This is a genomic window from Arthrobacter sp. USHLN218 (genome assembly GCF_037144715.1).
GTDB lineage: Bacteria > Actinomycetota > Actinomycetes > Actinomycetales > Micrococcaceae > Crystallibacter.
On the sequence record NZ_JBBCYT010000004.1, the window covers coordinates 26210 to 38779 of the forward strand.

Here is a 12570-nt window from a genome sequence, read left to right on the forward strand (position 1 = left end):
AGGGACTGCCATGACCTACCTGACCGATGCCATCCGCCACGTCAAGCTCTCCACGGCGAGGCTGCCGCTGGCCACCCCGATCTCCGACGCCAAGGTCTTCACCGGACGGCAGAAGCCGATGACCGAGGTCGTCTTCCTCTTCGCCGAGATCAAGACCGAGCAGGGCTACGAGGGCCTGGGCTTCTCCTACTCCAAGCGCGCCGGCGGCCCGGCCCAGTTCGCGCACGCCAAGGAGGTCGCGGAGACCATGCTCGGCGAGGACCCCAACGACATCGCCAAGCTGTATAACAAGCTGCTCTGGGCCGGCGCCTCTGTCGGCCGCTCTGGTGTCGCCACCCAGGCCCTCGCCGCCCTGGACATCGCGCTCTACGACCTGAAGGCCAAGCGCGCGGGCCTCCCGCTGGCCAAGTTCCTCGGCTCCTACCGCGACTCCGTCCGCACCTACAACACCTCCGGCGGCTTCCTCAACGCCACCATCGACGAGGTGAAGGACCGCGCCAGCCAGTCCATCGAGGAGGGCATCGGCGGGATCAAGATCAAGGTCGGCCTCCCGGATAACGCGGAGGACCTGCGCCGGGTCGCCGCCGTGCGCGAGCACATCGGCGCCGACGTGCCGCTCATGGTGGACGCCAACCAGCAGTGGGACCGCGCCACCGCCCTGCGGATGGGCCGCAAGCTGGAGCAGTTCGACCTGGTCTGGATCGAGGAGCCGCTGGACGCGTACGACGCGGAGGGCCACGCCGCCCTCGCCGCCGCGCTGGACACCCCCATTGCCACCGGCGAGATGCTTGCCTCCGTTGCCGAGCACGAGCGCCTGATCGCGGCCAGGGCCTGCGACATCATCCAGCCGGATGCCCCGCGCGTCGGCGGCATCACCCAGTTCCTGCGGCTGGCCACGCTCGCGGACCAGGCCGGGCTGGACCTTGCCCCGCACTTCGCCATGGAGATCCACCTGCACCTGGCCGCCACCTACCCGCGCGAACCGTGGGTCGAGCACTTCGACTGGCTGGACCCGCTGTTCAACGAGCGGCTCGAGACCAAGGACGGCCGCATGATCGTTCCGGACCGCCCCGGCCTCGGCTTCACGTTCAGCGACCAGGCCCGCGCCTGGACCACGGACAGCGTGGAGTTCGGCCGCGCCTAATCCCGACGCACCCCGTACGTCCCTCCCCAACAACGACGGCGGTGCCCGCACCGCCGTCGTTGTCCCACCTTTTGCGGAGAAAAGCCGAGCGATGAAACCGAACCTGACCGCCACCCTGGTCGATGAGCTGCGCCGCCGCATCGTGGACGGCGAGATCGCGCCCGGCGAGAAGCTTCCGAGCGAGAACACGCTGATCGCCGAGCACGGGGTCAGCCGCACCGTGGTGCGCGAGGCGATCACCCGGCTGCAGGCGGAAGGCCTGGTGCACACGCGGCGCGGCAGCGGCAGCTTCGCGCTCACGCCTCCCTCGGCCGGGGATACCCCGCAGCTTCCGGTCCGGCCGGTGCGCACCCTCCAGGAGCGCCAGCAGCTCATGGAATACCGGATCGGCATCGAGAGCGAGGCGGCGGCCCTCGCGGCGGCCCGCTCCACCAAGACCCAGCGCGCCGCGCTGCGCAGCACGCTGGACGCCTTCAGCCGGGCCGAGGGGAATCCCGCCGCGGCGCTGGGCAGGGACTTCGACTTCCACCGCACCGTCGCCGAAGCCAGCGGCAACCCCTACCTGGCGGACGCCGTCGACGGGCTCGGCCCCGCCATGATCGCCATGCCCCGGCACCGGCTCGACCGCAGCGGCACGGAAGCCGAGGCCACCCGCCTCGCCCAGGTCTCCGCGGAGCACGAGGCCGTCCTGGCGGCCCTCGAAGCCGGCGATGCCCAGGCGGCCGCCGCGGCCATGCGCACCCATCTCACCAACTCCAAGCGGCGGCTCGAGCAGGAATCCGGCGGCCGCTGACGGGCCGCTGCCCACACGCGGCACCGATACCAATCCGGCATCGTCCGGTGCATAAGTGATCTTGGACACGCATCACTGCTCCCGATTAGCGTGAAGTGAATCTTGTGCCCTCCCGGGCTCTTTCGTGAAAGGACTTCCGCCCTATGTCTGTCGCCGACGCCGCGCCCGTAACCAGCCTCTCCTCCGAGTACCTCGGCCAGGTTGCCATCACGGGCATCACGATCACGCCGGTGGCGTTCGCGGATCCGCCGCTGCTGAACACCGTCGGGGTGCACGAGCCGTTCGCGCTCCGGGCGATCGTCCAGGTCCACACCGACGCCGGGGTCACCGGACTCGGCGAAACCTACGGCGACGCGGGCCACCTCCAGCGCCTCCACCTGGCCGCCGAAGCCCTCACCGGCGCCGATGTCTTCAACATCAACCGGATGCGCCAGCTCGTCGCCCGCGCGCTGGCCGCCGACACCGTCCAGGGCGGCCACGGCATGTCCGGCATGGTCACCGGCTCCTCTACGGCCGACCGGGTCCTGTCCCCCTTCGACGTCGCCGCCCTCGACATCCAGGGCAAGCTCCTCGGCCGCCCGGTCAGCGACCTGCTCGGCGGCGCCGTCCGCGACTCCGTCGCGTTCAGCGGCTACCTGTTCTACAAGTGGGCCACCCACCCGGGCTTCGAGCCGGACCCGTGGGGCCCGGCCCTGGATCCGGAGGGCATCGTCGCCCAGGCCCGCACCATGGTCGACGGCTACGGCTTCAGCGCACTCAAGCTCAAGGGCGGCGTGTTCGCTCCGGACCAGGAAGTCGCCGCGATCAAGGCGCTCCGCGAGGAGTTCCCGGACCTGCCGCTGCGCCTGGACCCCAACGCCGCCTGGACCGTCGAAACCTCCATCAAGGTCGGCAAGGAACTCGACGGGGTCCTCGAATACCTCGAAGACCCCACCCCCGGCATCGAGGGCATGGCCGAGGTCCGCGCCAACGTGCCCATGCCGCTGGCCACCAACATGTGCGTCGTCTCCTTCAACGACGTGCCGCCGGCCATCGCCGCCGGCGCCGTCGACGTCATCCTCTCCGACCACCACTTCTGGGGCGGCCTGCGCCGCTCCCAGACCCTGGCCGGCCTCACCGAGACCTTCGGCCTGGGCCTGTCCATGCACTCCAACTCCCACCTGGGCATCTCCCTGGCCGCCATGGTCCACCTCGCCGCGGCCACACCCAACCTCGACTACGCCTGCGACACCCACTGGCCTTGGAAGAAGGACGACGAGGACATCGTCGCCCCCGGCGCCCTCACCTTCAGCGATGGCGCCGTCACCGTCCCCACCGCCCCCGGCCTCGGCGTCGAACTCGACCCGGACAACCTCGAAAAACTGCATCGCCAGTACCTGGATTGCGGCCTGACCAGCCGGGACGATACGGGCTACATGCAGCGCATCGACCCGGGCTACACCCTCGAAAGCCCCCGCTGGTAGAGCGCCGCGCAGATTCGAAGGGAAACGATGACCTACTCCGCAGACGCCATCCGCAGCATCAAGCTGTCGACGGTCACGATGCCGCTGGCCGCGCCCATCTCCGATGCCAAGGTGGCCACGGGCCGCCAGAAGCCGCTGACCGAGGGCATTTTCCTCGTCGCCGAAGTGACCACCGAGCAGGGCTTCGAGGGCATGGGCTTCAGCTATTCGCTCCGGGCCGGCGGACCTGCGCAGTATGCGCACGCACGGGAGGTCGCGGACGTCCTCATCGGGGCCGACCCGAACGACATCGGCCGGCTCTACGACAAGATGCTCTGGGCCGGGGCCTCGGTCGGCCGCGCAGGCGTCGCGCCGCAGGCGATTGCCGCCGCCGACACCGCGCTCTGGGACCTGAAGGCCCGGCGCAGCAACCTCCCGCTGGCGAAGCTCATCGGCGCGCACCGGGACTCCGTGCCGACGTACAACACGTCCGGCGGCTACCTCAACAGCAGCATCGAGGAGATCAAGGACAACGCCTCACGCTCGCTCAAGGACGGCATCGGCGGGATCAAGATCAAGGTCGGCCTCCCCGACGGGGCCGAGGACCTGCGCCGCGTCGCCGCCGTCCGGGAACATCTGGGCGCCGACGTGCCGCTCATGGTGGACGCGAACCAGCAGTGGGACCGCACCACCGCCCTGCGGATGGGACGCCGGCTGGAAGAGTTCGAGCTGACCTGGATCGAGGAGCCGCTCGACGCCTATGACGCCGAAGGCCACGCCCGGCTCGCCCAGGCGCTCGATACTCCGGTGGCCACCGGCGAGATGCTCTCCTCCGTGCAGGAACTCGAACGGCACATCGCGGCCCGGTCCTGCGACATCCTGCAGCCGGACGCACCGCGGGTCGGCGGCGTCACCCCGTTCCTGCGCCTCGCCACGCTGGCCGACCACGCGGGCCTGGACATTGCCCCGCACTTCGTCATGGAGATCCACGTCCACCTCGCGGCCTGCTACCCCCGCGAGCCGTGGGTCGAGCACTTCGACTGGCTTGAGCCGCTTTTCGAGGAACGACTCGAGATCCGCGACGGCCGCATGTTCGTCCCGCAGCGCCCGGGGCTCGGCCTGACCGTGAGCGGGCAGGCGCGCGCCTGGACCACGGACTCGGTCCTCATCGGCGCGGATGCCTGACGGGGCAACGAGGGGACCGGCGACGCCGCATCCCGCGTCTGCGTCTATGGATCCTGCAGCCGAAGCGTTCGACGCCGTCATCGTCGGCGCGGGCATCATGGGCGCCACCCTGGCCAGCCTGCTGGTCCGGCTCGAGCCGGGGTGGCGCATTGCCGTGCTCGAGCGGTTGCCGGAGGCCGGGCTGGAGAGCTCCCATGCCTGGCACAACGCCGGCACCGGGCACGCCGGACTCTGCGAATTCAACTACACGCCCCGCACGTCCGACGGCGGGGTGGACATCTCCAGTGCCCTGAAGATCAACACGCAGTTCCGGCAGTCCCGCCAGTACTGGGCGCACCTGGCCGCTGAGGGAGGCCTCGGGGACCCGGCCGGCTTCATCCGCCCGGTCCCGCACTTCAGCTTCGCCCACGGGCCCCGCGGGGTCGAGTACCTGCGCGCCCGCCACCGGGCCATGGCGGGCCAACCGCCCTTCGCGGCGATGGAGTACTCCGAGGATCCGGCGGTGCTGGCCCGCTGGCTACCGCTCATGTTCACCGGCCGGGAACCTGGCGAGCAGGTGGCTGCGACCCGCGTGGCGGATGGCACCGACGTCGACTACGGCGTCCTGGCCCGGCGGCTGCTGGCCGATGCCACCGACAGCGGCGCAGAGACACGGCTGGGCGAGGAAGTCACCGCGCTGGCCCGGGAGGGCGGCCGCTGGTTGGTCACGTCCCGCTCGAAGGCGCGCGTCCGAAGGCTTTCGGCCCGCTACGTCTTCCTGGGCGCGGGCGGGGCGACCCTGCCCCTGCTGCAGCTGGCCGGCGTGCCGGAAACCCGCTCCTTCGGCGGATTCCCGATCAGCGGCTGCTTCTACCGCACCTCGAAGCCCGAACTGGTGGCGCGCCACCGGGCCAAGGTGTATGGCCACGCGGCCGACGGCGCCCCGCCGATATCCGTGCCGCACCTGGACACCCGCGTGGTCGATGGCCGGGAATACCTGATGTTCGGCCCCTACGGCGCGTTCTCCCCGCGGTTCCTCAAGTCCGGCTCGCTGCTGGACCTGCCGCATTCCGTCCGCCCGGCGAATCTGCCCACGCTGCTTTCGGCGGCCCGTGACAACGCCGGGCTGGTGGCGTACCTGGTGCGCCAGATCCTGCAGACTCCGCGGGCAAGGTTCGCCGAGCTGCGGCGCTTCGTTCCGGACGCGGACCCGGCGGACTGGGAGTGGATCACGGCCGGCCAGCGCGTGCAGGTCGTCAAGAAGGTCAAGGGCAGGGGAACGATCGCGGGCTTCGGCACCGAGGTCGTGACCTCTGCGGGCGGATCGCTCGCGGCACTGCTCGGCGCGTCGCCCGGCGCCTCCGCCTCGGTTCCCATCATGCTGGACGTGCTGCAGGCCAGCTTCCCCGAGCGCTTCCCGGCGTGGGCGGAAAAGGTACGCGGCATGATCCCGTCCTTCGGGGAGGAAACGGAGCGGTTCTCGAAGGCCTGAGCCGCCTCGAGCCGGACGCCGGCCGCAAGAACCCGCCGCCGCTCCCCCGCGCCTTCCGGCGGCGGGACGTCCCGGCTCCGGCCGTAACATGGACGGCATGAGTGTGGAACAGGCCCTGTTGTCCTTCGCCGTGGTCGCGGCCCTGCTGACCATCATTCCGGGCCTGGACACGATCCTGGTGCTGCGCGCTTCCATCGCCCAGGGCCGCCTGCACGGCTACGCCACGGCGCTGGGCATCAACGCCGGCGCCATGGCCTGGGGCGCGGCAGCCGCCGTCGGCGCATCGGCCCTGCTGGCCGCGTCCGAGACCGCCTTTACGGTGCTGCAGTTCGCCGGCGCCGCGTACATGATCTGGCTGGGCGCAACCATGCTGTGGAGGTCGTTCCGCCACGGCCCCGTCCAGAACATGGAGGATCCGCAAGCCGGCCGGGAGCGCGGCGGCCTCCTGCTCTCCTGGGCCAAGGGTGCCGGGACCAACCTCCTGAATCCCAAGGTCGGCGTCTTCTACATCGCCATGATCCCCCAGTTCATCCCCGAAGGCGCCTCTCCCCTGGCCATGGGCGTCGCGTTGGCGGGCGTGCACAACCTGCTCGGCCTGATCTGGTTCTCGCTGATCATCAACGGCACCCACCTGGTGCGCGGGAAACTCCAGCGCCCGGGCTTCGTCCGCGCCACGGACCGGGTCACCGGCCTCGCCCTGGTCGGCTTCGGCGCCTCGCTGGCCTTCAAAGGGCGCTAAAGTCCGGCGAACACAATCACGGGCAGCGTGCGCCCGGGCGTTAAACGAATGGTGCCGGACGGTTGTCCCGTCCGGCACCATCTACTTTCCCTCCCGGGTCAGTGCCCGTCCTGACCGGCCTTCACGGCCAGCACCGGGCGGTCCGCCTGCAGGAGGATCCGCTGGGCGTGCGATCCCATGATGAACTTGCCGACCTGGCTGCGCTGGCGCAGGCCGATGACGATCAGCGACACGTCGTGGACCTCGGCCAGCGTCAGCACCTCATCGGCCAGGTCGTCCGTGTGCGTGGACTGCAGGACGGAGGATTCGACGCCGGCATCCGCTGCCGCTGCGGTGATGCGCTCCAGGTCGGCGTCGGAAGCTACCGATTTGTCGACCAGGGCGCCCTCGCGGACCGAGTTGACCACGAACAGCTTCTCGCCGCGCAGTTTGGCTTCGGCGATCGCGGCGCGGGCGGCCGCCTCGCCCACGGGAGTGGGGACGTATCCAACGAGGATGCTCATACTGTTTCCTTGGCTTTCTTTGACGTGGAGGTTACGACGGCGTTGCTCGCCTTCCGCTTGGCCAGCACGGACTGGATCATCGGCCAGACCGCGACGAAGACGAAGATCACCAGCAGGGTGGCCGAGATCGGGCGGCCGAAGAAGCCGCCCAGGTCGCCGTTGAGCACCAGCAGGGAGCGGCGCAGGTTGGCTTCCAGGAGCGAGCCGAGCACGAAGGCCAGGACCAGCGGCCCGGGCTCGAACCCGAACTTCTTCATCAGGTAGCCGATGATGCCGAAGGCGACGACCAGCACGACGTCGAACATCGAGTTGTTGATCGTATAGGCGCCCAGCATGGTGATCAAGGCGGTGACCGGCGCCAGGATGGCGGCGCGGACGCGGAGGATCTTCACGAAGATGCCGACCAGCGGGATGGACATGATCAGCAGCAGGATGTTGCCGATGTACATCGAGTTGACCACGCCCCAGAACAGGTCCGGGTGCTGGTCCACCAGCTGCGGGCCCGGGGTGACGCCCTGGATCAGCAGCGCGCCGAACATCAGCGCCATGGTGGCGTTGGCCGGGATGCCCAACGTCAGCAGAGGGATGAAGGAGCTGGTCGCGGCGGCGTTATTGGCGGTCTCGGGAGCGGCGACGCCTTCGACGGCGCCCTTGCCGAAGCGCTCGGGGTTCTTGGACCGCTTCTTTTCCAAGGCGTAGGCCGCCAGCGAGGAGATCGTCGCGCCGCCGCCGGGCAGGATCCCGAGGAAGAACCCGAGGACCGAGCCGCGTCCGATGGCGCCGGAGGACTGCTTCAGGTCGGCGCGGGAGGGCCAGACGTTGGCGACCTTGGCCGGTGCCTTGGCCGCGCGGTGGCGCTCCTCCAGGTTGTAGAGGATTTCGCCGAGGCCGAACAGGCCCATGGCGACGGGGACGAAGTCGATCCCGTCCGCCAGGTCCAGGTTGCCGAAGGTGAAGCGCTCGGCGCCGGTGAAGACGTCGCGGCCCACGGTGGCCAGCAGCAGGCCGAGGGCCGCCGCGATCAGGGCCTTGGTCTTGCTGCCGTTGCTGATGGTGGCGACCAGCAGAATGCCCAGGAGCGCCAGCGCGGCATACTCGGGCGGACCGAAGTCCAGGGCGAAGCCGGCGACGATGGGGGCCAGGAAGGTCAGGCCGACGATGCCGATCGTGCCGCCGATGAAGGAGCCGATCGCGGCGATGCCGAGGGCGGTGCCGGCCTTGCCCTGCTTGGCGAGCTGGTAGCCGTCGAAGACTGTGACCACGGAACTGGCCTCGCCGGGCAGGCGCAGCAGCACTGAGGTGATGGTTCCGCCGTACTGGGCGCCGTAGAAGATACCGGCCAGCATGATGATGGCGGTGACGGGATCGATGCCGTAGGTCAGCGGCAGCAGGATGGCGATCGTGGCGGCGGGGCCGAGGCCCGGCAGCACGCCGATCAGCATGCCGATGACGACGCCGAGCAGGCAGTACAGAAGGTTGGTGGGAGCCAGTACGACGCCGAAGCCGTCCAGCACCGGTTGCAGGAAGTCCATGCGTGGAGCCTTTCTAGGACCGTTAGAACAGGTGGGGGATGGTGGTCCCCAGGCCCAGGATGAAGATGCCGTAGAACGCCGCGACAACCAGGACGGAGTAGAGCACGGCCGAGCGCCACGTTTCGCCGCCGAGGAACTTCATCCAGATGAAGCTCAGCAGCAGGGACGGGATCTCGAAGCCGATGACGGGCATCAGCGCCACGAGGCCGATGAGGGTGGCGGCGCCGAAAAGCACGAGCCAGGACAGGCGGGAGAACTTCTCGCCCTCCCCGCCTTTCCTGCCGACGATCAGCTGCGCCAGGCCCAGCACCGCAATAACGAGGCTCATGATGAACGGCCACAGTCCCGGCTGGGGCTGGCTGGGCGTGCCCAGTCCCAGCCGGACGGACAGGACGATGCCGATGATGCCCAGCACCGTCGCCACCAGCGAGGCGGCGAAGTTGGCGGCTGGTCCTGCGGATGGCGGCGCTTCGGCCTCCCATTGGGCAGCGAGCTGCTCCGGGGTAAGGTCCTCGTCCCGTTCCGCCGGAACCGGGATCGCGTTGGCTGTCTCATTCATGATGGTGCTCCTGTGGGCCTGGCGCGGCTGACTAGCTCTGCTTCAGGTCGATGTCGTACTCGGCGGTCAGGTCCTTGTACTTCTTCGCGAGTTCGGTCCATTCGGAGATGACTTCCTCGCCGGAGATCTCCTTGGGGGTCAGCAGGTTCTGCTCGTTGAACTTCTGGTAGGCCTCGGTCTTGAAGGTGTTCTCGAAGGAGGTCTTCAGCCGTTCCTTGACTTCCTCGGGGGTGCCCTTGGGCGCAACCATGGCGCGGTACTGGGAAACCGGGATGTCGTAGCCCTCTTCGGTCGCCGTCGGGACGTCCTCGAGGAACTTGTTGCGCTCGGTCGAGAAGACGACGATCGGAACGAGCTTGCCGGCATCGATCTGTGCCTTGGCCTCGCCCAGCTGGACGGTGGCCACCTGCACCTGGTTGCCCAGGACGGCGGTGACGGCCGGGGCCCCGGAGTCGAACGGCACTTCGGTGCCATTGATCTTGGCCTGCTTCAGCAGCAGGGCCTGGGCCAGCTGGGATCCGGTGCCCACGCCGGTGGTGCCGAAGCTGAGGTTGTCCTTCTTGGTCAGGTCCGCCACGGACTTGACTCCGGCCTCGGGGCTGGCGACCATCACGTAGTCGTCCTGGGACAGTCCGACGATGACGTCGACGTCATCGAACGACACGGCCTCGGACTCGCTGACGGCGAGCGGGGTGATGGTGACCAGTGAAGCGTTCAGGGTGGCCAGCTCGTAGCCGTCGGCCGGCTTGCCCTGGGTCTCCTTGATGGCGAGCGCGCCGTTGGCACCCGGCTTGTTGACGACCGGCATGGCCACGCCGAGGTCGTCGGAGGCGCCCTCGGCGATGGCGCGGGCGATCAGGTCGGTCGATCCGCCGGCGGCAGCGCCAACGGTGACGTTGATCGGCTTGGTCGGGAATTCCTCTTCGGACGCCGAGCCGGAGCCCACGTTGCCGCCGCAGGCCGTCAGCGCCAGGACAGCGGAGGCAGAGGCCAGGCCGACGACGGCCCGGCGGAGGGGAAATGCTTTCACTTCAAAGCTCCTTGATTGATGAACCGCGAAAGGGCGCCGGTGCCAGTGTGAACGAGGTCACGGCGCTTCGGTCACTGAGCTTAGAAAACCACTATGATGCATGTCCAAGCCCATTACTGCATTGAGTAATACCCGGAAGGCATCATGTACACCCTCGACCAAGCCCGCAGTTTCATCGCCGTCGCCGAAGAACTGCACTTCGGCCGGGCGGCCGAACGGCTGCGGATGACCCAGCCGCCGCTCAGCCGCCAGATCCAGAAGCTGGAGCGGAGCATCGGCGTCGACCTCCTGGAGCGGGACAACCGCAAGGTCAGCCTGACCGCGGCCGGCCGGGCCTTCCTCGGCGAGGCGCGCCGCCTGGTGATCGCCGCCGACCGCGCCCCGGTCACGGCCCGCCGCATTGCCGCGGGCCAGGCCGGCGAGCTGCGCATCGGCTTCACCGCGGCGTCGGCCTTCAGCCTCCTGGGCCCCCTGCTGGAACAGATCTCCACCGAATTGCCGGACGTGGACGTGGAGCTGCAGGAACTGGTCACCAGCGAACAGGTCCAGGCCCTGCTCGACGGCGACCTGGACCTCGGACTGGCCCGCCCGCCCTTTGATACCGAGCGGTTCAAATCCCACCTGCTGCTCTCCGAGGACCTGCAGCTGGCGGTGCCGGCCGGCCACGAATTGGACCGGCTCACCCGGCCGGTGGCGGCGGCGGACCTGAAGGACGTCCCGCTGATCATGCATTCGCCCGTCAAGGCCCGCTACTTCTACGACCTGGTGGTCCGGCACATCCCGTTCGAACATGCCAACGTCGTACACGAGGTCAGCCAGGTCCTGACCATGGTGGCGCTCGTCGCCGCCGGGCGCGGGGTCGCCTTCGTCCCGGAGTCCGCCCGGCTGCTCGGCGTCGAGGGCGTCGCATACCTTCGGCTGGCCGACGTCGCCTCGGACACCGTAGAGCTGCACGCGATCTGGACCAGGGCCGGACACAACCCGGCGCTGCGGCAGCTGCTTGAGGTTGTCTGGGAGCGAACCGCCTGACCCCGCCGTCGTAATGCCTTTCCTGCATCAATCCATACAAAATAGGGCTTGGACAGGCATCATCAACGCTTCCTAGGGTGGAGGAAACGACCACCCAGACCCGCCGTCCGCGGCACCATCACAAAGGAAGATGCACGTGGCCCAGTACACGCCCCAGGAACTCGCCGACAAGCTCAAGGAAGGCCTGCTCTCCTTCCCGGTCACGGCGTTCGACGCCGACCTGAAGATCGACGAAGGCGCCTACCGCACGCACCTCGCATGGCAGTCCAGCTTCGACGTCGCCGGGCTCTTCGCCGCCGGCGGCACGGGCGAGGGCTTCAGCCTGACCCCGGAAGAGTCCGCCCGCGTCGTCCGGATGGCCGTGGAAGAGGCCGGCAGCCGCGTGCCGGTGCTGGCATCCGCCGGCGGCTCCACTGCGCACGCCATCCAGAACGCCAAGGACGCCGAAGCCGCCGGTGCCGAAGGCCTCCTGCTGCTGCCGCCGTACCTCACCGAGTGCGACCAGGCCGGCCTGCTGGCCCACGTCTCCGCGATCTGCTCTGCGACCAGCATCGGCGTCATCGTCTACAACCGCGCCAACGCCGTCTACTCGGCGGACACCGTCGCGAAGCTGGCGGACCGCCACCCGAACTTCATCGGCTTCAAGGACGCGCTCGGCGACATCGAGCACCTGACCAAGGTCTACGCGAAGAACGGCGACCGGCTGTTCTACCTCGGCGGCCTGCCCACCGCCGAGACCTTCGCCCTGCCGCTGCTGCAGCTGGGCATGAGCACCTACTCCTCCGCGATGTACAACTTCGTGCCGGAGTTCGCGCTCGAGTTCTACCGCGACGTGCGCAACCAGGACCGCGTAGCCGTCAACGAGAAGCTGAACCGCTTCGTGCTGCCCTACCTGGACATCCGCGACCGTGCCAAGGGCTACGGCGTCTCCATCGTCAAGGGCGGCCTGAAGGCGATCGGCCGCGACGCCGGCTCCGTCCGCCCGCCGCTGCAGGACCTGACCGAGCAGGACGTCGCGGACCTGTCCGCCCTGATCGACGCCGCGGGCATCCGCCCCCGGGACGCCGCCATGGCACAGCCTGCCTAAATAACGACGACGAAAGCGGCCGCCTGCCCCAGGCGGCCGCTTTCCGCCCGGTCCGG

At 69.1% G+C, this 12570-nt stretch carries 12 protein-coding genes; 8 read left to right on the forward strand and 4 right to left on the reverse strand.

Annotated elements, in window-relative coordinates; genetic code table 11:
- Positions 1–10: 10 nt before the first annotated feature.
- From WFH44_RS09930 to WFH44_RS09955, 6 genes are all read left to right on the forward strand, one after another.
- Complete coding sequence (locus WFH44_RS09930) at positions 11–1144, forward strand: L-talarate/galactarate dehydratase (RefSeq protein WP_336713700.1); 1134 nt, start codon at positions 11–13, stop codon at positions 1142–1144.
- 91 nt (positions 1145–1235) lie between these two features.
- Entirely contained in the window at positions 1236–1937 is a 702-nt protein-coding gene (locus WFH44_RS09935) for a FadR/GntR family transcriptional regulator (RefSeq protein ID WP_336713702.1), read from the forward strand.
- Positions 1938–2080: 143 nt separating this feature from the next.
- Positions 2081–3400 carry a glucarate dehydratase family protein gene (locus WFH44_RS09940; protein ID WP_336713704.1) on the forward strand — a complete coding sequence of 440 codons (1320 nt, stop codon included), beginning with the start codon at positions 2081–2083 and terminating at the stop codon, positions 3398–3400.
- Between the two features lie 27 nt (positions 3401–3427).
- Positions 3428–4564, forward strand: coding sequence for an L-talarate/galactarate dehydratase (locus tag WFH44_RS09945; RefSeq protein WP_336713706.1), 1137 nt, complete (start codon positions 3428–3430; stop codon positions 4562–4564).
- A 46-nt stretch (positions 4565–4610) separates the two neighbouring features.
- Positions 4611–6035 (forward strand): malate dehydrogenase (quinone), encoded by a 1425-nt coding sequence (gene mqo / locus WFH44_RS09950; protein WP_336713707.1) that lies wholly within the window; start codon positions 4611–4613, stop codon positions 6033–6035.
- A gap of 97 nt (positions 6036–6132) precedes the next feature.
- On the forward strand, positions 6133–6774 hold the full coding sequence (locus tag WFH44_RS09955) for a LysE family translocator (RefSeq protein ID WP_336713708.1): 642 nt from the start codon (positions 6133–6135) through the stop codon (positions 6772–6774).
- Positions 6775–6872: 98 nt separating this feature from the next.
- Here the strand turns inward: WFH44_RS09955 and WFH44_RS09960 are convergent, their stop codons facing one another.
- The 4 genes from WFH44_RS09960 to WFH44_RS09975 are packed head-to-tail and all read right to left on the reverse strand — an operon-like array spanning position 6873 to position 10398.
- Positions 6873–7277 carry a universal stress protein gene (locus tag WFH44_RS09960; protein WP_336713709.1) on the reverse strand — a complete coding sequence of 135 codons (405 nt, stop codon included), beginning with the start codon at positions 7275–7277 and terminating at the stop codon, positions 6873–6875.
- A complete protein-coding gene (locus tag WFH44_RS09965) occupies positions 7274–8809 on the reverse strand; it encodes a tripartite tricarboxylate transporter permease (RefSeq protein ID WP_336713710.1) in 1536 nt (511 codons plus the stop codon). Before WFH44_RS09965 ends, WFH44_RS09960 begins: the two co-directional genes overlap by 4 nt.
- A gap of 22 nt (positions 8810–8831) precedes the next feature.
- On the reverse strand, positions 8832–9368 hold the full coding sequence (locus tag WFH44_RS09970) for a tripartite tricarboxylate transporter TctB family protein (RefSeq protein ID WP_336713711.1): 537 nt from the start codon (positions 9366–9368) through the stop codon (positions 8832–8834).
- Between the two features lie 31 nt (positions 9369–9399).
- On the reverse strand, positions 9400–10398 hold the full coding sequence (locus WFH44_RS09975) for a Bug family tripartite tricarboxylate transporter substrate binding protein (protein WP_336713712.1): 999 nt from the start codon (positions 10396–10398) through the stop codon (positions 9400–9402).
- Between the two features lie 144 nt (positions 10399–10542).
- Between WFH44_RS09975 and WFH44_RS09980 the strand changes: the two genes are divergently transcribed.
- Positions 10543–11427, forward strand: a complete 885-nt coding sequence (locus WFH44_RS09980) for a LysR family transcriptional regulator (protein WP_264797133.1) — start codon at positions 10543–10545, stop codon at positions 11425–11427.
- A 136-nt stretch (positions 11428–11563) separates the two neighbouring features.
- Complete coding sequence (gene kdgD / locus WFH44_RS09985; protein ID WP_336713713.1) at positions 11564–12514, forward strand: 5-dehydro-4-deoxyglucarate dehydratase; 951 nt, start codon at positions 11564–11566, stop codon at positions 12512–12514.
- The last annotated feature ends 56 nt before the right edge of the window (positions 12515–12570 follow it).